This is a genomic window from Alistipes sp. cv1, from assembly GCF_900240235.1.
Taxonomy (GTDB): Bacteria; Bacteroidota; Bacteroidia; order Bacteroidales; family Rikenellaceae; genus Alistipes_A; species Alistipes_A hominis.
The window spans coordinates 750726-772883 of record NZ_OEPW01000001.1 but is presented as its reverse complement, the minus strand read 5'-3'; the positions used below and the strand labels follow the sequence as shown (position 1 = coordinate 772883).

Annotated in this window: 18 protein-coding genes; 5 read left to right on the top strand and 13 right to left on the bottom strand. The window is 55.8% G+C overall.

The window, feature by feature from the left end; translation table 11 throughout:
- Positions 1–13: 13 nt before the first annotated feature.
- The 6 genes from C1A08_RS03210 to C1A08_RS03185 all read right to left on the bottom strand — a co-directional run bounded on the left by C1A08_RS03210 (position 14) and on the right by C1A08_RS03185 (position 6160).
- Entirely contained in the window at positions 14–853 is an 840-nt protein-coding gene (locus C1A08_RS03210) for a phosphatidate cytidylyltransferase (protein WP_228385760.1), read from the bottom strand.
- The gene (gene ftsH, locus C1A08_RS03205; RefSeq protein WP_055202059.1) at positions 834–2798 is read right to left on the bottom strand and encodes an ATP-dependent zinc metalloprotease FtsH; all 1965 of its coding nucleotides are present in this window, start codon (positions 2796–2798) and stop codon (positions 834–836) included. The genes C1A08_RS03210 and ftsH overlap by 20 nt, the downstream gene beginning before the upstream one ends.
- 59 nt (positions 2799–2857) lie before the next feature.
- The gene (gene rsfS, locus C1A08_RS03200; RefSeq protein WP_055202057.1) at positions 2858–3208 is read right to left on the bottom strand and encodes a ribosome silencing factor; all 351 of its coding nucleotides are present in this window, start codon (positions 3206–3208) and stop codon (positions 2858–2860) included.
- 145 nt (positions 3209–3353) lie between these two features.
- Positions 3354–4247, bottom strand: coding sequence for a hydrogen peroxide-inducible genes activator (locus C1A08_RS03195; protein ID WP_055202055.1), 894 nt, complete (start codon positions 4245–4247; stop codon positions 3354–3356).
- A gap of 96 nt (positions 4248–4343) precedes the next feature.
- Positions 4344–5333, bottom strand: coding sequence for a TIGR01212 family radical SAM protein (locus C1A08_RS03190; protein WP_055202053.1), 990 nt, complete (start codon positions 5331–5333; stop codon positions 4344–4346).
- 119 nt (positions 5334–5452) lie between these two features.
- Complete coding sequence (locus C1A08_RS03185; RefSeq protein WP_101571338.1) at positions 5453–6160, bottom strand: hypothetical protein; 708 nt, start codon at positions 6158–6160, stop codon at positions 5453–5455.
- A 309-nt stretch (positions 6161–6469) separates the two neighbouring features.
- Between C1A08_RS03185 and C1A08_RS03180 the strand changes: the two genes are divergently transcribed.
- From C1A08_RS03180 to C1A08_RS03170, 3 genes are all read left to right on the top strand, one after another.
- Positions 6470–7396: an AraC family transcriptional regulator gene (locus tag C1A08_RS03180; protein ID WP_101571336.1), complete on the top strand. Its 927-nt coding sequence runs from the start codon at positions 6470–6472 to the stop codon at positions 7394–7396.
- 46 nt (positions 7397–7442) lie between these two features.
- Complete coding sequence (serB, locus tag C1A08_RS03175; RefSeq protein WP_055202046.1) at positions 7443–8684, top strand: phosphoserine phosphatase SerB; 1242 nt, start codon at positions 7443–7445, stop codon at positions 8682–8684.
- A 187-nt stretch (positions 8685–8871) separates the two neighbouring features.
- Positions 8872–9516: a TetR/AcrR family transcriptional regulator gene (locus tag C1A08_RS03170; protein ID WP_101571334.1), complete on the top strand. Its 645-nt coding sequence runs from the start codon at positions 8872–8874 to the stop codon at positions 9514–9516.
- A 44-nt stretch (positions 9517–9560) separates the two neighbouring features.
- Here C1A08_RS03170 and C1A08_RS03165 read toward each other — a convergent pair whose 3' ends face one another.
- From C1A08_RS03165 to C1A08_RS03150, 4 genes are all read right to left on the bottom strand, one after another.
- Positions 9561–10268 carry an SAM-dependent methyltransferase gene (locus tag C1A08_RS03165; protein WP_101571332.1) on the bottom strand — a complete coding sequence of 236 codons (708 nt, stop codon included), beginning with the start codon at positions 10266–10268 and terminating at the stop codon, positions 9561–9563.
- Complete coding sequence (gene alr / locus C1A08_RS03160; protein WP_101571330.1) at positions 10268–12649, bottom strand: alanine racemase; 2382 nt, start codon at positions 12647–12649, stop codon at positions 10268–10270. The genes C1A08_RS03165 and alr overlap by 1 nt, the downstream gene beginning before the upstream one ends.
- A gap of 170 nt (positions 12650–12819) precedes the next feature.
- Positions 12820–13566, bottom strand: coding sequence for a porin family protein (locus tag C1A08_RS03155; protein ID WP_101571632.1), 747 nt, complete (start codon positions 13564–13566; stop codon positions 12820–12822).
- A 21-nt stretch (positions 13567–13587) separates the two neighbouring features.
- Positions 13588–14694 carry a PCMD domain-containing protein gene (locus tag C1A08_RS03150; RefSeq protein WP_101571328.1) on the bottom strand — a complete coding sequence of 369 codons (1107 nt, stop codon included), beginning with the start codon at positions 14692–14694 and terminating at the stop codon, positions 13588–13590.
- A gap of 449 nt (positions 14695–15143) precedes the next feature.
- On the opposite strand from C1A08_RS03150, the gene C1A08_RS03145 reads away from it, so the two are divergent.
- Both C1A08_RS03145 and C1A08_RS03140 read left to right on the top strand, forming a co-directional pair.
- Positions 15144–17375, top strand: coding sequence for a DUF5722 domain-containing protein (locus C1A08_RS03145; protein ID WP_101571326.1), 2232 nt, complete (start codon positions 15144–15146; stop codon positions 17373–17375).
- A gap of 212 nt (positions 17376–17587) precedes the next feature.
- Positions 17588–18025 carry a PepSY-like domain-containing protein gene (locus C1A08_RS03140; protein ID WP_101571324.1) on the top strand — a complete coding sequence of 146 codons (438 nt, stop codon included), beginning with the start codon at positions 17588–17590 and terminating at the stop codon, positions 18023–18025.
- A gap of 102 nt (positions 18026–18127) precedes the next feature.
- Here C1A08_RS03140 and C1A08_RS03135 read toward each other — a convergent pair whose 3' ends face one another.
- The 3 genes from C1A08_RS03135 to C1A08_RS03125 all read right to left on the bottom strand — a co-directional run bounded on the left by C1A08_RS03135 (position 18128) and on the right by C1A08_RS03125 (position 21994).
- Entirely contained in the window at positions 18128–18670 is a 543-nt protein-coding gene (locus C1A08_RS03135; RefSeq protein ID WP_101571323.1) for a porin family protein, read from the bottom strand.
- Positions 18671–19015: 345 nt separating this feature from the next.
- Positions 19016–19921: a Ppx/GppA phosphatase family protein gene (locus C1A08_RS03130; protein ID WP_101571321.1), complete on the bottom strand. Its 906-nt coding sequence runs from the start codon at positions 19919–19921 to the stop codon at positions 19016–19018.
- A 21-nt stretch (positions 19922–19942) separates the two neighbouring features.
- Positions 19943–21994: an RNA degradosome polyphosphate kinase gene (locus C1A08_RS03125; protein ID WP_101571319.1), complete on the bottom strand. Its 2052-nt coding sequence runs from the start codon at positions 21992–21994 to the stop codon at positions 19943–19945.
- Positions 21995–22158 lie beyond the last annotated feature (164 nt).

The window sequence follows — 22158 nt, the reverse complement described above, 5'->3', positions numbered from 1 at the left end:
CTCAGATTGGGTTTCAGAGCGTAAATATAATGCTAAAATAGGTGTAAACAAAAGGCAATGCCAAAATCAGCGCGTCGAAGCGATCCAGGAAGCCTCCGTGTCCCGGAAGAATGTTCCCGGAGTCTTTGATTCCGACCGAACGTTTGAACATGGATTCGACCAGGTCGCCGAAAACCCCGGTAACGGCGACGATTCCCCCGGCCCCGGCCCATGCCGGAACCGAAGCGTCCTGCCACAGCGCGACCAGCATACCCACGCCCACGGCGCAGGCTACCCCGCCGAAGAATCCTTCCCACGATTTGTTCGGGGAGATGCGCTCGAACAGTTTGCGCCGTCCGAACGCCACGCCGAACAGGTAAGCGCCCACGTCGTTGGCCCAGACGATAAACAGGATGCTCAGCAGGACGGCCGGCGAATAGTCGATCGCCGCGCCGCGGACGGCGACCGGAAGGGTCACGAACAGCGCCATCGGTACCGCCGCATAGACGATCCCTGCGATTTCCCATGCGATGTTCGTCAACGGCGACGGCTGTTTGCGATAGAGTTCGGCGATGAACAGGACGAAGACCGCCGGAAGCGCCGCCGCGAGGCAGACCGGCGCAAGCGTGCCCGTTTTTATCAGGAAAGCGAGAACGACGATCGCCGCTCCGACGACGATCGGATATGTCGTGAGCGGCCGCGCGCCGGTAAGCCGCCCGATTCGGTAAAATTCACGCATGATTCCGGCCGTGAGAAATACGCCCAATGCAAGCATACTGTACGGCGACCACAGCACCGTTCCCAGTACGACAATCAGCAGCGCGATGCCGCTCAGCGTCCGGACATACAGCGTTTTATTCAGCAGACGGCTCACTGTTCAACGGTTCTTCGATTTTGACTTCCAGTTCTTTGCGGATTTCGCCTTTGCGTTTGCCGAATATCTTTTCGAGGTCTTCTGCGAAAATGACTTCCCGTTCGAGCAGCAGTTCGGCCAACTGGGTCAGCCCGGCGCGGTGTTTTTCGAGCGTTTCCAGCGAACGCTGGAAGGCTCCGTCGATCAGCTTCTTCACTTCGGCGTCGATCTCCTGCGCCGTCCGTTCGCTGTACGGTTTGGTCAGCGCCATGTCGTTCTGTCCGGTCGAATCGTAGAAACTCAGGTTCCCCACTTCGCTGCTCATTCCGTAGTAAGCGACCATTGCGTAAGCCTGTTTGGTCACGCGTTCGAGGTCGTTCAGCGCCCCGGTGGATACTTTGCCGAAGTTCAGCAGCTCCGATGCGCGCCCGCCGAGGATGGCGGCCATCTCGTCGAGCATTTGCTCCTTCGTGGTGATCTGGCGCTCTTCGGGCAGGTACCAAGCCGCGCCCAGCGCTTTGCCGCGCGGGATGATCGTTACCTTGATCAGCGGGTTGGCGTGTTCGAGTACCCAGCTTACTGTGGCGTGCCCCGCTTCGTGATAGGCGATCGTCCGTTTTTCAGACGGGATGATGATCTTGTTCTTGCGTTCCAGGCCGCCGATGATCCGGTCGATGGCGCTGAGGAAATCCTCCTTCTCGACCTGTTTCTTATTGTTGCGGGCGGCGATCAGGGCCGCCTCGTTGCAGACGTTGGCGATGTCGGCGCCCGAGAATCCCGGAGTTTGGCGGGCCAGGAAGTCGCGGTCGAGCTTCGGATCGAGCTTCAGGTTTTTCAGGTGCACGTCGAAAATTTCACGGCGCTCTTTCAGGTCGGGCAGTTCGACGTTGATCTGGCGGTCGAAGCGTCCGGCCCGCAGCAGCGCTTTGTCGAGGATGTCGGCCCGGTTCGTGGCGGCCAGCACGATCACGCCGGCGTTCGTTCCGAAACCGTCCATCTCGGTCAGCAACTGGTTCAGCGTATTTTCTCGCTCGTCGTTCGACGAATAGCCGACGTTCTTGCTGCGCGCCCGTCCGATCGCATCGATCTCGTCGATGAAGACGATGCAGGGCGCTTTTTCTTTTGCCTGCCGGAACAGGTCGCGCACCCGCGACGCGCCGACGCCGACGAACATCTCGACGAAGTCGGAACCGCTGATCGAAAAGAACGGCACGTTCGCCTCTCCGGCCACGGCTTTCGCCAACAGCGTCTTACCGGTTCCCGGAGGGCCTACGAGCAGGGCGCCTTTCGGAATTTTGCCGCCCAAGTCGCTGTACTTGCCCGGGTTTTTCAGGAAATCGACGATTTCCATGATTTCCACTTTAGCTTCTTCGAGTCCGGCGACGTCCTTGAACGTGATGTTGACGTTCGCATCCTTGTCGAACATCTGCGCTTTGGCCTTGCCGACGCTGAAGATCCCGCCGCCGCCGCCATTGTTGCCGCGCGACATGCCCCGCCACAGGAACCACCAGATTCCGACGAGGATCAGGATCGGGAAGATCAGCGTAAATGCATCTCCCCAGATGTTGCGGCGCGTTTCGAAACTGAGCGGAACTTCTTGATCGTATTCGGTTTGCGCGTTTTCCAGGTTGTGTTGGAAATAGTCGAGCGACCCGATATTGAACGAGAACTGGGGCCCTTGTTCGGTGATCCCTTTGTACTCTTTCCGGTCGGAGTAGGACGCGACCTTGTCGGGTTTCAGGTAGACCTCGGCCGTCTCTTTGTTCACGACGACGATTTTTTGCAGGTCTCCCTTTTCGATCATCTCCTTCACGCCGTCCCATGTGGTCGTGTGCGTCACTTTCTCGTTACCCAGCAGTCCCCACGAGAGGATCACCACGGCCAGGATCATCCAAACCCAGTAGATGTTGAATTTCGGACGTTTGCCCCCCAACTGGGGCATATTGTTGTTATGATTCGGTTTCATGTTTGTTATGTGATGCTTTTATCCAAAAAAATCAACGGTCGGCCCGTTGCGATATTGTCTTACGCTTCGGATTCGTAGCGGGTCGCCGGAGCGTCGGCCCAGAGTTGTTCGAGTTTGTAAAAATCGCGCAGCTCGGTCTGAAAAATGTGCACCAGCACGTCTCCGTAATCCATTACGACCCATACGCTGTTGGTGATTCCTTCGACGCGCCATACTTTTTCGCCCAGATCGGCCAGCGTTTTCTCTTCGATTCCCCGGGCGATGGCCTCGACCTGCGTAGTCGAGTCGGCGTTGCAGATAACGAAAGCGGGACATACAGCCCCGTCGAAACCGCTCAGATCCAGCGATATGATGTTTTTTCCTTTTTTGTCCTGTATAGCCTCTGCGATTGTATCGATCAGTTTACTCATAGGTTTTTACTTCATTTTAAGGAGGTAAAGATACGAAAAAGTTATAAATTCAAAATTTTTTGCCCGTAGTTATACGGATAACTTCGGAGGGGCGTTCAGGCGCCCTTCCGGAAAACTGCAAATATCCTGCAAAAGATAAAACGGATCAGTTCCGCGCGACGTTCATGACCGATTCTTTCAGCGCGTCGATCAGCGACCGTTTGACGTAGGTGCGGCGAACCGCAATCGTGATTTTGCGCGATGCGGCCCCTTTGGCCAGCGTTTTGACCTGTGGACGGTGTTTTTCGTCGATGTAGTCGGCGACCATTTCCGGAATGATCGTTATCAGGTTCGGGGTGTTGTCCACGATCCGCATCAGGGTTTCGAGCGATCCGCTTTCGAAAGAGTACTGCCGGGCGATGTTTTTCTGGGCTTGGCACAGTTCGATCACCTGGTCGCGCAGGCAGTTCCCTTCCGACAGTAGCAGCAAATGGCGCACGTCGATATCTTCGATACGGATGTTGCTGCGCTGGCAGAGCGGGTGGTCGGTCGACACGTAGGCGAAGAAACGGTCGTTGAAAAGTTCTTCTTCGCGGATGCCTTCGGGCGAAGTGCCCCCGGCCATGATTGCGGCGTCGAGCATGTCGCGGTCGAGCGCGCGGATGATGTCGCCGGTCATCATTTCCCGGATCTGCAGTTCGACCTTCGGGCATTTGCGGACGAAATCCGGAATGAAACGGTGCAGTAGATAAGGAGCGATCGTCGGAATGACCCCGAGCCGCAGCGTTCCCGAAATTTCGTTTTGCAGGTCGGATACGACTTCCCGCACCATGGCGAAAGCCTGTACCGCCTCTTTTGCCTGGCGGATGACCGCCAGGCCCGCGTCCGTCGGCAATACCGGTTTTTTGCTGCGGTCGAGCACGATGACGCCCAGTTCTTCCTCGAGGTTTTTCACCTGCATACTCAGCGAAGGCTGCGTCACGAAACATTTTTCGGCCGCCAGCGAGAAACTGCCGTAGTTGGCTACGGCCAGCAGGTATTCCAGTTGGATGATGGTCATATCAGCAGTGTTGATGTCGGACTGCAAATATTATAAAAAAAAATGATAACTTCCAACTTTCCGGATTTTTTTAACGGCGGTCGGCCGGTTTGATTATTAGATCGTTCTGGCGTACGATTTTCCCTGCCAACTGTCCCGTTCCTCGAGGCGGCGTTCCAGTTCGGCCCACAGTTGTTCATTACGGATCAGTCCCCAGGCCGGGCCTGCATGGAAGCGCGGCGGCGCCTCGCCGGCGAAACGTTCGACGACCAGGTCGGGACGCAGCCGTTCGAGGATGCCGATGAAAAAGTCGATATACTCTTCTTTGCCGAAAAAGCGGAAATCCTCCGGGTGCCGTGCGTACTGCTCGGCCATCGGCGTCTCTTTGAATAACTGCAACTGGTGGAATTTGACGGTGTCGAGCGGCAGCGCGTTGATCCGTTCGGTCTGTTCGGTCATCATCCCCCGGGTTTCGCCGGGCAGTCCGAGGATGAAATGCGCTCCGGTATGGATGCCGCGCGCCGCCGTCGCCTCCACGGCCCGCTGCGCGCAGGCGAAGTCGTGTCCGCGGTTGATGGCCTGCAGCGTGCGGTCGTAGCACGACTCGATGCCGTATTCGATCACGACGTAGCGGGATTCGGCGAGCCGGGCGAAGTAGTCGAGTTTGCGTTCGTCGATGCAGTCCGGGCGCGTGCCGACGATGATCCCGGCTACCTGCGGCACTTCGAATGCCTGCGAAAAAACGGTTTCGAGCCTCTCCAGAGACGCATACGTATTCGAAAAGGACTGGAAGTAGGCCAGGTATTTTTCCGCGGTGCGGTAGCGGCGGCGGTGGAATTCGATTCCCTCTTCCAACTGCTGCCGGACGTTTTTCTGCGGCGTGCAATAGGACGGAGAGAAAGCCGAGTTGTTGCAGAACGTGCATCCGCCGGTCGAGACCGTGCCGTCGCGGTTCGGGCAGGAGAATCCGGCATTGACCGACAATTTTTGCACGCGGGTGCCGAACAGTCGCCGGAAGTATCCGGAATAGCTGTTGTAACGTCTCGCATCCCCCCAGGGATAGGTGCTGCCGGTACCGGATGGCGGTTTTGTTTCAGGGCGTTTCATGGATTCTAAAAGTTTGCTGCGGGGCGGCCGAAAACGGTCGGTAGCACTCCGCGAAGCGCGGCGGACGCGAATTCCCCGTTGTCGAACGGCGGTCCGCGACCGGTTTACCCTTCGGCCGTTCAGTGGTTGCGCAGCGCTTCGATAAAGCCGGGAAACTGCGTCCAGAGGTGTTCGGTCTGTAGCCACAATTCGCGGGCGAGAGTCTGGCGCAGCGGCTTTTCGCTCTCGATGTCGGCCAAGTATTCCGGAGTCACTTCGTGGACGTTCGACGTGAACTCGGCGTAAAATACCGGAAAACTTTTTTTGAAGTGAATCAATTCGCCGGCGGGGAGGCTGCCCGTCTGCCGGAATTCGCTCCAGAGCTTCAAGATCTCTTTTTCCGGATATTTGTCGCTGATGTCGTTGACGATTTCGTCGAAAAGTTCGTAGTCTTCGAGCGCCAGGTAGCAAAATGCCAGCGGCTTGGTAGTTTCGAGGTGGTCTTCCGGGTCCATGTCGAGCAGCATCTCCATCATTCCCGCCGCCATTTCGAAGTCGCCGACCAGGAAATGGTCGATCGCCGACCGTTTCAGCAGTTCCAGCACGGATTGGTTCTCCTCTTCTTCCCAGTCCAGCTGCACTTCGTCTTCGTCGGGGATCAGATCCATCAGCTTCTTGACGCCTTCGTACCGCAGGTTGCAGGCCTGTTCCACGTCGCCCTGCCGTTCACAGGTTCTGGACCTGGCCAGAATGGCCGCGAAATCGTAAGCGGCGTCCGTTCCGTGAATCGGATATGAGATGACGTAAGTGTTTTCGGCCGTCGGGACAAACTGGGGTGTATTAGCCATTTAGATAAAGATTAAACGAAAGGGTCTGCACTGTAAACCGCTGCAAAGGTACGATTTTTTGGAAAACGGCAACAAAGTCCCGAACATTATTTGACGGAAAACGGCATTTGCCGCCGCCGTTTTTTGCCGTTTGATGCGTCCGTCCGATTTAATGCATGTTAATATGTTGATAATTAATATACTGTCATCGAAAAGTCCGGCGCTTTGCAATATGGATAAGGGATCGGTTGTTCATCGTACCGGAAAAAATCTTATTTTTGCATACGCATAGCGGTCTGCCGTACAGACCGCCGACCGAACCGCCGCGCCATGAGTCTTACCGACATCAACAACGAATCCAGGTACCTGATCTCGACCGAAGAGGACGAGCTCTGGGGGCTCGTCGTGACCAGCGTGGGTAGCCAGACGATCTCCGCGAAAGAGAATTACCCTCCGTCGAGCCATCCGCAGGGCTATTTTTTCAATGTGGACGAAGGCCGGGTGCTGAGCGAATACCAATTGTTGTATATCACCGACGGCCAAGGTATTTTTACGTACGGCGATTCGCGCGAGTCGCAGCTGATTACCGAAGGAAAGGTGTTTTTTCTTTTCCCCGGCGTATGGCATACGTACCGGCCTTTCGCCAATACCGGTTGGAAAGAGTACTGGATCGGGTTCAAAGGGGAGGTGATCGACCGGATCGTCGGCGAAGGCTTCTTCGTGAACCAGGCCCCGGTGTTCAATATCGGACTTAACGAGCGTATTGTCGACCTGTATATCAAGGCTTTCGATATCGCGAACGAGGAACGTTCCGGGTTTCAGCAAGCGTTGGGCGGGATCGTGATGCACCTGCTCGGGTTGATGTATTACCGTCACCGCACCCGCGATTTCGTCGACGAGAACATGATCAACAAAATGAACAAGGCGAAGGTGATCATGCGCGAGGGCGTTTACGAAAACCTGTCGGCCAAGGAAGTGGCCGACAGGTTGCATATCGGCTATTCGGGTTTCCGCAAAGCGTTCAAGGAGTTTACCGGAACCTCGCCGGCCCAATATATGCAGGAGTTGAAACTGAACGAGGCGAAGCTGCTGCTCACCACGACCACGCGTCCGGTGAAGGAAATCTCGTACAGTCTGAAGTACGAGAATCCGGAATATTTTTCGATGTTCTTCAAACGGCGGACTTCGATGACGCCCGTCGAGTACCGCAACATCGGGAGCCCGGCGAAGGACGAGGAGGAGCGCATGCCGGAATAATTCGAGTACTAAAGGATTAAAGGAGAGTAAGCAATTTTACGAATCTATGGAAAACAGGAACGAAAAGGTAGAAATCATACAGATTAATATTTCCGGGGAGGACAAGCCGGGGCTGACTTCTTCGCTGACCGATATTTTGGCGCGCTACGATGCGACGATCCTGGATATCGGGCAGGCCAATATCCACCAGACCCTGTCGATGGGCATCCTGTTCAAGACCGATTCCCAGCGGGCCGGCGACATCATGAAGGACTTGCTGTTCAAAGCCTACGAATTGGGCATTCAGGTGCGTTTCAAGCCGATTACCGCCGAACAGTACGAAAACTGGGTGGGAATGCAGGGGAAAAACCGTTACATCATCACGGTGCTCGGCCGTAAGTTGAGCGCGCAGCAGATCGCAGCGGTCACGAACGTGGTGGCCGGGCAGGGATTGAATATCGACTCGATCCTGCGGCTCACGGGGCGTATTCCGTTGGATGTCGATGCGCGCGCTCCAAAATCGTGCATCGAACTGTCGGTGCGCGGTACGCCGCGCGACCGCGAGGGGATGCAGTCCGAATTCATGCGGCTTTCGACCGAAATGGGGATGGATATTTCGTTTCAGGCCGATAATATGTTCCGCCGGACGCGCCGGCTGATCTGTTTCGATATGGATTCGACGTTGATCGAAACCGAAGTGATCGACGAATTGGCCGAGCGCGCCGGGGTCGGAGAGCAGGTACGCGCGATCACCGAAAGCGCGATGCGCGGCGAGATCGATTTCACGGAGAGTTTCCGGCGCCGGGTGGCCATGCTCAAAGGGCTGGACGAGTCGGTGCTCGCCGACATTGCGGACCACCTGCCCTATACCGAGGGGCTCGACCGGTTGATGCATATCCTCAAGCGCATCGGGTTCAAAACGGCGATTCTGTCCGGCGGGTTCACCTATTTCGGCAATTATTTGCGGCAGAAATTCGGGTTCGATTACGTGTACGCTAACGAACTGGAGATCATTGACGGCAAGTTGACCGGCCGTTACCTCGGCGACATCGTCGATGGCAAGCGCAAAGCCGAATTGCTGAAACTGATCTCGCAAGTCGAAAACGTGGACATTGAGCAGACGATCGCCGTCGGCGACGGAGCCAACGACCTGCCGATGCTCAGCGTGGCCGGGCTCGGTATCGCATTCCACGCGAAACCGAAAGTAAAAGCCACGGCCGGACAGTCGCTGTCGACGATCGGGCTGGACGGCATTCTCTATTTCCTCGGTTACAAAGATTCTTATCTGGACGACAAACGGTTTGTGTGACGGGTTCCCGACAGGGGGAAACGTTCCGTTGTTTTCGACGGGTCGCGTGGCCGGATCGGCGACGGGAAGATGCGCTGTGCGTGGCCGGGCGGAGCCTTATCCGGCGCAAAACTTTGTAAACTTGAAAACTTTTTTTGTTTATTAGTTTTATTTCGTATCTTTGGAACCGGATTGTTAAGGTATTGCCATGTTGCTAAAAGATAGAATCGTAGCGGAGTCGACGAATCTGTTTGTCCGTAACGGCGTGAAGTCGGTCCGGATGGACGATATCGCGTCCCGCCTGGGCGTCTCTAAGCGGACGATTTACGAATTGTTCGGCGACCGGGAGTCGCTGATCGTCGAATGCGTGCGGCATTTTTATGCGTCGCAGGACGAAAAACACGACCGGCGTGTCGCATCGGCCCGCAACGTCATCGAGGAGTTTATCCTGCTACTGGAAGATTGGGAAAACATGATGATGACCAACATCAATTTCATGAGCGATCTGAAACGGTTCTATCCCGCCGTCTTCGAGCGGGTCTATTCCGAGATTCGCCAGCGCGGGCAGGAGCGACTGAAAGGATCCCTGAAGAAGGGGATCGACGAAGGGTTGTTTTTCCCGGAGCTCAACCTCGACTTTACGGCCGTCGCGCTGATGGCCTCGATCAATACCATTTTCGCTTCGCCTTCGGTGTACGACGAGGTGCACGTGTCGGTGTCCGATGCCTTTAAGTACATCACGATGTGTTTTTTCAGAGGCATCTCGACCAAAGAGGGGATTCACATCATCGACGATACGTTCCGGAAGCATTTTCCCGGCGGCCTTTTCGGGCAGAACAAAGTTCGGGCGTAAGACGGAATCGACCTCGATTGTATATAATCCGGGGGGCGGCCCGCTCAGACGCCGAGGATGAAAATCGCGGGGCGTTTGTGAATATCGGGCGTTTTCGCCTTCCAGTCGCGGATCTGCGCGGTGCGGATAAGTTGGTCGGGTTGCAGGATATCCGCCGCGACCGTCAGCAGCGTATTCCCGTTGCATTCCTTCAGAAAATCTTCGAAAAGTTTCAGGTTGCGGTAAGGCGTTTCGATAAAGATCTGCGACTGGCTCTCGGTTTGCGCCCGTTTTTCGAAATGCCGGATCGCCCGGCCGCGTTCGGGTTGTTTGACCGGCAGGTAGCCGTTGAAAGCGAACGACTGCCCGTTCAGCCCGGAGGCCATCAGCGCCAGCAGGATCGACGACGGGCCGACCAGCGGAACCACTTCCACGCCGTGCAGGTGCGCAAGCGCCGCCAGGTCCGCGCCCGGGTCGGCTACGCCGGGCAGGCCCGCTTCCGAGATCACGCCGGCGTCCGTTCCGGCGAGCACCGGGGTCAGCAGTTCGGCCACCGCTTCCGGCGTCGAGTGTTCGTTCAGTTCGGCGAAACGCAGCGAGTCGATCGGCCGTTGTATGCCGGCGCGGCTCAGAAAACGGCGGGCCGAACGGGTGTTTTCGACGATGAAGTATTCCAGGCGGTCGATTACGGTTCGATTGTATTGCGGCAGCACATCCCATACCGGCGTATCGCCGATCGGGGTCGGCAGCATGTAGATTTTCCCCTTTCCCATTACTCTTTGGTGTAGATTCGTTTGACGCGGGTCGAAATACCCGTCATGATTTCGTAGGGGATGGTTCCCAGTACGTTGGCCATTTCGCCGACCGGCGCTCCTTCGCCGAAGACCGTGACCGTGTCGCCCTCGTGCGCGTCGATGCCGGTGATGTCGATCATGCAGGTGTCCATGCAGATATTTCCGATGATCGGGGCTTTCCGGCCGTTGACGATGAAGCTCCATTTTCCGCAGCTGAGCCGACGGTTCAGGCCGTCGGCATAGCCGATCGGGACGGTCGCCGTACGCACGGGATGCTCTGCGACGATTCCGTGGCGGCCGTAGCCGACCGTATCGCCGACCGGAACCTCTTTGATCTGGACGATGCGGCTTTTGAGCGCGCTGACCGGCAGCAGGTGCTCCTGGTGGGCGACGCTGATGCCGTACAGTCCGATGCCGAGCCGTACCATGTCGAACTGCGCTTCCGGGAAGCGCTCGATCCCGGCGCTGTTGTCGACGTGCCGCAGGATGTGCCGCTGCGGGAAGGCGGCGACCAGCCGGTCGCTCAATTCGCGGAACAGGGCGATCTGGCCGCGCGTGAAGTCGTCGTGCCGGGCTTCGTCGCTACCGGCCAAGTGCGTGAAGATCGTGCGGATGTAGAGTTCCGGGATCGTTTTCAGCGCGTCGATCAGCGGGTCGATGTCCTGCCGTTCGAATCCGAGGCGGTGCATGCCGGTGTCGAGCTTGATGTGGATCGGATAGTCGGTTTCTCCGTTCCGGCGTACCGTTTCGGCGAACGACTGCAACGACGATCGGCTGTAAATCTCCGGTTCGAGCCGGTAGTCGAGCATCAAGTCGAAGCTGTCCGAATCGGCGTTCAGCACGACGATCGGCATCGTGATGCCGGCCTCGCGCAGTGCGACGCCTTCGTCGGCGAACGCGACGGCCAGGAAGCCGACGCCCTGCTGTTCGAGCATGTTGGCGACTTCGAAAGTGCCGTTGCCGTAGCCGGACGCCTTGACCATCGCCATCACTTGTTCTCCTTCGCGCAGCAGGCTGCGGAAGTAGTTCAGGTTGTGTATCATGTGGTCGAGGTTGACTTCCAGTACGGTCGTATGTATCTTGTCTTCGAGGATGCGTCCGATCCGTTCGAACTGGAACCGGCGTCCTCCTTTCAGCAGGATGCTTTTTTTCGAGAAGCGCGACCGGTTGACGCCCCGCAGGAAATTTTCGGTGGTCAGGTAGAACTCCTTGCGGCAGTCGAATGCCTCCGCATGTTTGAAAATCTCTTCGCCGATACCGATCAGTTCGGTCACTCCGTTCGCCTTCAGCAGTTCGGCCACCCCGGCGTACAGCCGGTCGGGTTTCAGACCGCTCTGGTCGATGTCGGACAGGATCAGCGTTTTTTCGCGGTGGCCGGCTACCGACGACAGGTATTCCAGCGCGATGCCCAGCGAGTTGATGTCCGAATTGTAGCTGTCGTTGACGATTTTGCAGCCGTTGATGCCGTCTTTGAGTTCCAGCCGCATCGCTACGTTTTGCAGCGAGCGGAGTCCGCCCCGGACTTGCGACATGTCGTACCCCATTACTCCGTACAGGGTCAGCGCTTCGGCCGCGTTTTCGCGCGAGGCGGCGTCAGGGTAGGGCAGTCCGTTCAGGTCGCAGCGGCTCGCGTCGACGGCGATCAACTGCCGGTCGGGATAGCGGGCCGGAACGAGGCGCCGCAACAGCGGGTCGCCGGCATTGTAGATAATCGTCGGCGTGTGGGCGAACAGGTTCAGTTTCTCTTCGGCCTTTTCTTCCGGCGTGTCGAAATTCTCCTGATGGGCGTCGCCGATGTTCGTGATGATGCCGATGTCGGGACGGACGATCCGTTCGAGCGACTGCATCTCGCCCTTGCGGGAGATACCCGCTTCGATCACGGCGATCTGCTCGTCGCCCGCGGTCATCAGCAGCGACAGCGGTACGCCGATCTGCGAGTTGTAGCTTTTCGGACTGCGGAACAGTTTTACGCCCGGCGGGCAGAGCTGGGCGATCCACTCTTTGGTGACGGTCTTGCCGTTGCTGCCGGTGATGGCTACCACTTTGCCGCGGATGCGGTCGCGGAGGCAGGCGGCCAGCCGCTGCAACGCCGCTACCGAATCGTCGCAGCGGACGAATCCGGCTTCCGGGTAGCGTCGGACGTCGACGGCGGCGTCGACGATGAAGGCGCGCACTCCCTTGCGGTATAACGGTTCGATGTAGTCGTGTCCGTCTCGGTTCGTTCCGCGGATCGCGACGAAAAGGGTACCTTCCGGGAGGTTGGCTCGCCGGCTGTCGGTCGTCACGCGGACGACGGTCGTGTCCGTCCCTTCGAATGCGCCCCCGACGCAAGCGGCGATATGTGTCAGTAGATCGTTCATGTTCCGAATGAATTGAAGCGACACAAAAGTACGCCATTTTCCGCAAAAAGTTTTGAACCGTGCGGAATTTTACCGGAATTACCGGCTCGTTGCCTGCGGTTCTCCGATAAAAAAGCCGGAAAAAACGGATCGTCCGTTTTTCCCGGCGTATGCGAACCGGCCGGATGCCTTTAGAAAACGTATCCGAACCCGATGTTCAGGTAGACGTTGTACATGTTGAACCCGATGCTTTTGAATCCTTTTTTGAAGATCGAGTTCGCCGCCCAGGTCAGCTCTCCGTATACCGACAGGTGGCGGTAAGCCATCCATTCGGCTCCGAATTCGCCGCCCCAGTTGAACCGCCGGATGTCGTTATCGAAATTGTACGTGGCCGACTCGACGCCGATCTTGGTTCCGGTCGGATCTCCGTCGCGGATGTATCCGTCGTAGGCGTTTCCGCTGAAGCCGCCCCGCAACAGGTATGAGAAGAAGAACCCCAGTTTCAGTTCCCAACGCGGGGAGACCTGGCGCATTGCCATCACCGGCACGGTCAGGTATTCGTTCTGCACCCGGGTTTTGACCTGTCCGGTGAATACTCCGGAGATCAGCCCTTGTTCGTCGCCGTTGTCCACGTTCATCGTCAGTTGGTAATTCTTCACCTGGGCGCCGGCCGACATCCCCTTCGTTTCGAAACGGAGTCCGCTGATCAGCGCCCATTTCGCAGTCAGGTTTCGGACGACGTTTCCTTCGATGGCGAAAGCCAGCGTCGGCGAGTACGCTTTCAGTTTCCGGATCTCGGCCGGTAGCGGAAGCGGGGTCGTGCCGCCGATGTTGAAACCTGCCTTGACGCGGTATTCGAATTTTTTGAAAGACTGGGCGGATACGCCGCCGATACACAGCAGTGCGACCGCCAGGCAGATGATGTGTTTTTTATTCATCGTCATAGTTGGGTTGTCGGGTTAGTTTGCCGGTTTCTCTTCGCAGATCACTTCTACGTCGTCCACGAGCAGCGTGCTTCCTACGGCTCCTTTGAAATAGGCTCCGTAACGGCTGGACGAGAAGACGACGGTCAGGTTGTACTTGTAATTCTTCATTTTTTCCTCGTCGAACCGCTTGAGATAGGTGAATTCCACGTCGAAAGGAAGGTAGGTTCCCAGCGGCGACTCGACCGGGTCCGGGACGACGGCCTTGGCGACGATGTTCGGCGAAGTGAGCACGTTGTCGCCGAACAGGCATTCGACGTTGTCGTCCGTCTCGTACAGCACCGCGTAAATCTGGCAGGAATCCCGCTGTTCGGGGATCACCAGGTTGTTGTATTTATCGGTCACGTTGCCGGCCGACACGTAGCTGTAATAACCTTTCAGACGCAGCGGTTTTTTGCCGAACGGAAGACCGAACCGGGTGGCCTCCATCGGATTTTTGGTAGCCAGCATACCGTCGAACGTTCCGATGAACAGGTTCCCGGCGGCGATCGGCATGTTCAGGGCCGAACCGAACGTCCCGGTCGATTTGGTTTCGAGTTTGGCCGCCAGCCGGCCTCCGTGGGCGATCGGGGTGGAACAAGTCGGAAATTTGCTCGGGACGGATGCGCCTCCGGTCAGCGCGTAACCCGCATTTCCGGACGACCATATCTCTTGGGCCACACCCCCGGCGATGATTTCGTAAGGCTGTTCGTATTTTCCTATCTCTTTCCAGTCTTCGAAACTGAACAGGGTCGGCAGGTCGGTTTCGATCACGCTGACCAAGTAGGATTTGTTCCAGCGCCCATCCTGCGAGGTGACTTTGTAAAGCTTCGGAGTGGTGAAATCGCGGACGGTGCCCGATGCCGGTTCGATGACGGCTCCGGGAGTCAGCTTGAACTCCGGGGCCATCCGGGTAACGTCCGTCGAGCCCGGGACGATCAGGATCATCACCGTGTTGTCGGCGATCTTGGGATCGGTTTTGACGATGTCTCCCGGAACGGTGCATTCGATGATGTCCGCTTCGGCGTTCAGCGGTTCGTCCTTGATGCAGGAAACCGTCAGCGCTGCGGCGCCCAGGAGCGTTAACAATAAGCGTATTTTCATAATTGTCGGATACATTTATCGGATTTTCTCCGCAAAGGTAATTTTAATCAGATATCTCCGCAAATCTTTGTTCCGGGGGGCGCGGAATTTCTCCGGAGATATTTACGGATTCATTTCTTCTGTCCGAGGTAATCGGGGTACGGTAAAATAATCTTATTTATTAAATAACGCATATTTCGGCGATAAGTTACATGTGTGGGTTTATTCGGTTGATACATAGTGTTATAAAAATGAGGCGGATATGGAAATGCCGAATTTCGGACGGAAATGTCCGGATTCGCCGGATCGTTTTCGTCGAAAGTTTGACGCCCTCGGCCGAAAATCATTTTCGGAAATTTGTTAATCGGCGATTTTTTTCCTACTTTGCAAAATGATTACGGAATTATTTTTAACTTAAAATTAACCTTGAAAACTTCCCTTCGGAGGTTTTGTAACCTGATTTAATTAAGATGAAACGAGTCGATTTCAAACCGAAAGGCATTTTGTCCGCGGGCGTTTTCTGGCAGCGTTCGGTTGCCGTCTGCCGGAAAGCGGTTCCCGCATTGATGGTCGCGGCGTTGCTGTTGGCGTCCTGTGGAAAGGATAACGGGGACGATCCCGGTCCGGGACCTAATCCCCCCGACCCGGATCCTACGCCGACTCCGAAAACCGAATACCTGACCTTCGCTACCAAGACGGCGAATCAGATTTCCGTCAAAGAAGTTTCGACCGGCGAGTACGAAATGTCGATGACCGGGACGGACCCCTACATTTTCACCAATTCGTTGGAGCGTACCAATCCGGCGGACTCCTGCATTCTTACCTTTCAGTACCGTTGCGATAAGGAAATTTCATTCTTACAACTGTTTTTCGCCTCGACTCCTTCTTCCGGCGTGTCGGAAGACCGTTCGGTGAAAGTGGACGGGATTCCCGCTTCGCAGACCTGGAAAACCTGGAAAGCCAACGTGAGCGAATCGCTCGTAAAATTCGCATGGGGGAAAGCCGGTAACTGTTTGCGGGTCGATTTCGGAGACAAATCGGGGATTAAACTCTATATAAAAGGGATTCATTTCCGCGGAATGACCGAGCAGGAGAAACAGGAGGCCGAAGAGGAAGAAGAGAACAGCAAGTCCGAAGCGGCGTTCGAAAACAACCTGAAATCCTATCTGTCGACGCTGTATCCGTCCTCTACGTCGGTAACCTCGGTGGAAGCCGGACTGACCAAAATTACCGTGAAAGGGAACTGTTCCGCTTCGGGCAGCTATAGCCTTTGCGAAATTCCGCCTTACGTCGATCTGCTGAAAACGACCAAATTCGAGTTCAAAACGGCTCTTACCGACGGGACGTTCAGCAAGGAAATGGACCGCTATGTCGAACGGGACGGGTTCAAATACGACCGGACCCTTTCGAAATGGGCGATCGTAGAGAACGGCGATACGAAAGATAAATTGGTGTCTCATGCGCGTTACGCTACCGAGATCGCTTCGACGCAACAATTGCCCGCAGCGAAACCCGCCAGCAAAAAGGGGCTCGGCGGATACCATTTGGGCGGTCCCGAGAGCGATCTGGATGATCTGGGGATTACCAGCATCACGATGAACGTTTCTTTCGTCGGCATGATGTCGCTCAGTCCTTCGGGCAATTCCATCGCGCACGAATACGGCGGTAAAATCTACTATTTCGATAAAGGCAGCGTGGAAAACTATGACAAAACGTTGCAGGCGGCCCAGAAACGGAATATCGTCGTTGCCGCTATCCTCCTGGTCGCTCCTTCGAGCTCGGAGGTGGGAAAACTGCTGCTGCATCCGGATTACACTTCGCGGGGGATCTACACGATGCCGAATATGACCAATCCGGAGAGCGTGAACTGTTATGCCGCCGCGCTCGATTTCCTGGCCAGCCGTTATTGCCAGACCGGCAGTCCGTACGGTCGTATCCACCACTGGATCATGCACAACGAGGTCGATGCCGGGCTCGACTGGACGAACATGGGCGTCAAGCCGATCACCATTTATACGGATACGTATCTCAAGTCGATGCGAATGTGCTACAACATCGCTCGGCAGTACGATCCGAATACCGAGGTGTTCGCTTCCTTTACGCATTCGTGGACGGAGGCCGCTTCGGACAGTTACGCTTCCCGCGACATGCTCGATCTGCTGAGGAAATTCGGTACGGCGGAAGGCGACTTCCAATGGGCGGTGGCTTACCATCCTTATCCGCAGGATCTGAACGATGCGAAAACCTGGAACGATAATAAGGCTTCGTTCAACATGAATACGAAGCTGGTGACGTTCAAAAACCTCGAAGTGCTGAGCGCCTGGGCCAAAAAATCGGAAAATAAGTACAAGAAGACGATCAAGCGTTCGGTATGGCTCTCCGAAAACGGAACCAATTCGAGAACCTATGCGGACATGTATCTTAAAGAACAGGCCGCCGGTTTCGCTTATGCCTGGAAAAAGCTGAAAAAGCTCGACGGCATCGACGCGATGCAGTGGCATAACTGGATCGATCATCCCGAGGAATACGGCCTGCGGATCGGATTGCGCAAATTCCCGAACGATCCCGACGATCCGATGGGTAGAAAACTCGTATGGTATGCCTATCAGGCAGCCGGGACGTCAACCGAGGATGCGGTTTTCGAACCTTATAAGGCGGTGATCGGAATCGACAATTGGAATATCATCCAAGAGGTTCAGTAATCCGTTCGAAAAATTACGGGGTTCGGAATTGTTCCGGACAGGAACCGAAGTAAAGCAAAGACGCTGATTGAAAGCGTCTTTGCTTTTCCGTATTCCGAGCGTAGCCGGGCCGCGCCTCCGGCGTTCGTCCGTAAACTGCGGCCCGATAAGTTTTAGGTATTACCTTTGCAGGGAGTCTAAACGATTATTATTTAAAAAAAAAATTAGGAGCTATGAAAAAAGCGTTTGTTTTGTTGGCCTGCCTGTTCGCGATGCAACTCACCGTTTCCGCCGACGACGGCACGCCGATCGAGGTGAACAACCTGCCGGTAAAGGCGCAGCAATTTCTGAAAGCCTGTTTCCCGGATAACACGGTGTCTTACGCCAAAGTGGAAAACGAGTGGACCGGCAAAGAGTACGAGGTGTTGTTCGAGGACGGCACCAAAGTAAAATTCGACAAAAAGGGAGAGTGGGAGGAAGTAGACGGCGGATATGCCGTTATTCCGGCTAACACCGTTCCCGTTTTGATCAAAAAGCACGTTGCCGAGAAGCATCCGAAGCAGAAAATCGTGAAGATCGAACGGGATCGTAGAGGTTACGAGATCAAGTTGGATAACGGTTTCGAGCTGAAATTCGATACTAAATTCAAGCTGACCGGTTACGACGATTAGCGAAAAGCAACATGAGAAACAGGGCGTCTTTCGAAAGAAAGACGCCCTGTTTTTTTAAATCCGCTCCGGTCGTATCCGGGCGTTTGCCTGTCTCGGTCGCGATTAAAATCTCCAACCGGCGGTAACGGCGAATACGCTGTTGCGCGTGACGATGTCCTTGTCTTTGGCGAGGCTGGTCAGGCCGATGTTGTAGCGGGCGTCCAGGATCAGGCCGCAGTTGAACAGGTATGAAACGCCGACCGGTACGGCAACGTCCGCTTTCTTGTAAGCAGCCTTGACGTCGACGTCGTTGTTTTTGGCTTTGAGCAGAAAGCCCGGCTGAATACCGGCTTTGACGGCCAGTCCTTTTACGAGGTAGAAGTTCGCCAGGATCGGTATGTTCAGGTTATCGGTCTTCACTTTGACGCCTTCGCCTTTGGTTCCCTGACGCGAGTAGAGTACGTCTGCCGACAGGGCGAACAGGTTGCTGAAACGGTAGTCTGCGAATACGCCGGCCGTCAGGCCCGTTTTGTAATCTCCGTCGAGCAGGGTTTGGTTCGACAGGTTGATGCCCACTTTGGGGCCGAATCCGAATCCGGTTTCCTGGGCGGATGCATAGGTAGCTACCGTAAATAAAGCCGCGATCGATAACAGTACTTTTTTCATGACGATTAAGTTTTTTAGTTAAACAATTCAAGAGCGTTAAAACACTTGGTGCGCGCCCGCTTTTGTGCGGGACGTTTCGGTTGATTTTAACGACACGCCGGCTTGGTCGTCTTTGTTGAGAGTAGAACGGCCGGAGCTTCGTTTAGTTACAAAGTCCGGTCGTTTTTGAAATGCGTAAAATGTGTTTTTGTTCGGAACGTATGCTGTAATAGTTTTGTTGTCAGCGTATTGGCGCGTGTGTTGGAGAAGTGAAAAATTATATTGCGGAACTGTTTTTTCCGGTGCGGCCGTCCGCAGTACTGTGGCGTTCCGGACTTTTCCGTTCGAAAAAACGGGAGCCTGCCGTCAGTCTTCCCGGTCGTTCAGGTAACGGATGTAAAGCGCGTGCGCGATGCCGTCGGTAATGCCGATCGTCGGCACGCAGATGCTGTCCGCATGGACCCGTTCGGCGATGTTCAGGAAGATTTCCGCTGCCGGGATGATGACGTCGGCCCGGTCGGGGTTCAGGCGGAATGCGGAGATCCGCTCTTCGACCGTCAGCGCTTTCAGTTCGTCGTAGATGGCCTTCAGGTCGGCCACGTCGAGCCGGTTGTCGTTCTTATTGCCTTTGAGCCGGTAGAGCTTGTTGATGTTGCCGCCCGTGCCGATGATTTTCAGATCCGGATAATCGGCGGCCAGTACGGCCAGGTCGCGGTTCAGCGACTCGATGTCGGCGAGTTTGACCATGCCGCCCAGCGAGCGTACCGTCCCGATGTTGTACGAGTTGGAACCGATCAGTTTCCCGTTCGAGATGACGCTGACTTCGGTGCTGCCGCCGCCGACGTCGACATAAATGTAATGTCCTTCGCGGCCGAGCAGGTCGGCAATGTGGCTGTCGTAAACCATCCGCGCCTCTTCGAGCCCATTGATGATTTCCAACCGGATGCCGGTCTTGTTATGCACTTTCCGGGCGATCTGCATACCGTTCGAGGCGTCGCGCATCGCCGACGTCGCGCAGGCGCGGTAGGCCGTTACGTCGTACACTTTCATCAGCAGTCGGAAAGCCTTCACCGTGCGCAGCAGTTGTTTCTCCTTTTCGTCGGAAATGCTTCCCGTGCCGAATACCTCTTCGCCGAGCCGCAAAGGGACGCGTAGCAGTACGGTTTTGGTCATTTTGTCGGGCGAGTCGCCGTCGTTGACGCTCTTGATCAGCAGTCGTACGGCGTTCGATCCGATGTCGATCGCCGCGAAATTCAGTTTTTTGTTTTGCATGGTTCGGAAAGTGTTTGAAAGTTACAGGTCTCCGCTGAGGTCGTGATAGTGTTCGTATAGTTTCTGTTGCGAACGGAACGGCGGTTCTCCGTTGTCGTAGATGAGGTTTCGGCCGGTGCCGTCGACGATCCTCGCCGCCACGTTGTCGGCCAGTCCGAATTCGACGATCGTTTTCAGTTCCCGTCGGATCTCCGGATCGTAGACCGGTGCGTAGGCTTCGATCCGGTGGTCGATGTTGCGCGGCATCCAGTCGGCCGATCCGATATAGTATTGTTCGTCCCCGCCGTTGCAGAAGATCAGGATGCGCGCGTGTTCCAGGTAACGGTCGATGATGCCGCGGATTTCGATGCGATCGCTTTTCGGACCGAGTCCGGCGACCAGGGAACAGTTGCCCCGCACCAGCAGGCGGATACTGACGCCGGCCGCCGAAGCTTCGTACAGTTTCTGGACGATTTTGGCGTCGGTGATGTGGTTGATTTTACACAAGATATAGGCTTCTTTGCCGTTTTTGGCATTGAATATTTCGTTGTTTATCAGCGCGTACAATTTTTTGCGCATCCCTTGCGGCGAAACGATCAGCTTCCGGAAGGCGATCGTTTTGTATGGCTGGTGGATGAATTCGAATACCCGGTCGACTTCCCGGACGATCGTTTTGTCGGCCGTAAAAAGGACGGTGTCGGTGTAGGTGCGGGCGTTTCCTTCGTGAAAGTTGCCGGTGCTGATGCAGGCGACATTGCCTTTTGTCGAGGCGATATGGGTCAGTTTGCAGTGTACCTTCAGTCCTTCGACGCCGAAAAGCACCTGGATGCCGGCGTCCTGCATTTTTTTCGACCAGCCGATGTTCGACGCTTCGTCGAAGCGGGCCATCAGTTCTACCATGACCGTTACTTTCTTGCCGTGCTTGGCGGCGCAGATCAGCGCTTTGACCACTTTGGAATCTTTGGCGAGCCGGTAAACCGTCGTTTTGATGCTGCGCACGTCGCGGCTCAGCGCCGCTTCTCGCAGCACCTTGATATAGTTCGAAAAGCTGTGGTAGGGATAGTGCATAAAAACGTCCCGGCGGCGGATCTCGTCGAGCGCGCTGCCGAGGCTGTCCATCGACGGAACGGGGGCGGGCACCCGCTTTTCGAACTTCAGATCGCTACGGCTGCAATCCGGGAAAGCCATCAGGTCTTTCATATTGTGGTAGCGCGACCCGCCGACGCAGGCGTCGTAGCGGTCGATGCGGAATTTGCGCTTCAGATAGCGCAGCATCTCTTCGGGCATTCGCTGGTCGTAAACGAAGCGGATCGCTTCCCCCTTTTTGCGGTTCTTGACGCCGCGGGCCACTTTTTCGACCAGTCCTTCGTCGATGTCGCCGTCCAGCGCCATCTCGGCGTCGCGCGTGAATTTCAGCGTGTAGGCTTCGAACGATTCGTAACCCAGCCCGGCGAAGATGAACGGCAGGCAGAAACGCACCACGTCGTCGAGGAAGATGATGCAGGTCGTGTCGCCGTCCGACGGCAGCACGATGAAACGGTCGAACTCGCGGGTCGGCAGTTCGATCAGCGCGAAGTCGCGCACCGGTTTTCCGGTTGCGGCATTTCGGCGAATCATTTTGATGGACAGATAGATGCTTGAGTCCGTCAGTTCGTCGAGCTTCGATCCCTGCGTCATGATCAACGGATAGGTGGCGCTGTTCAGATCCGTCCGGTACACCGTGCGGATGTAGCGCTGCTGCTCATCGGTGAGCTGCTGCTCGTTGACGATGAAAATGCCTTCGGAGGCCAGTTTTCCCTTCAGGTTTTCGAACGTTTCGTCGAATTCCTGCGAATAATCCTTGGTCAGCCGGGTGATTTCGCGCAGCTCGCGGATGGTCGATGCGGGCCGGTTCTGCGGTTCGTTGTCGTATTCCACGATCCGTTTCATCGTGGAGACCCGCACCCGGAAAAATTCGTCGAGGTTGTTCGAATAGATGCCGAGGAACTTCAGCCGTTCCAGCAGCGGAACATTGTCCCGTTGCGCTTCCTGTAGAATCCGGTGATTGAAATACATCCAGCTGATGTCGCGGTCCAGTGTCGTTTTTGCTCCCATGTCAGTCTCCGTCTTTTGATTGCCCGCCACTAAGGTAGGCTTTTCCTTCCGGAAAAAAAAGAGCGCTGCTCCCCGGATTTTGTGCGATGGCCGATCCGGTCGCATTCGTCGGGCAAAGGGGAAATCGGACGTAAGTATAAAGACGTATTTTGCGGTATCTGTGG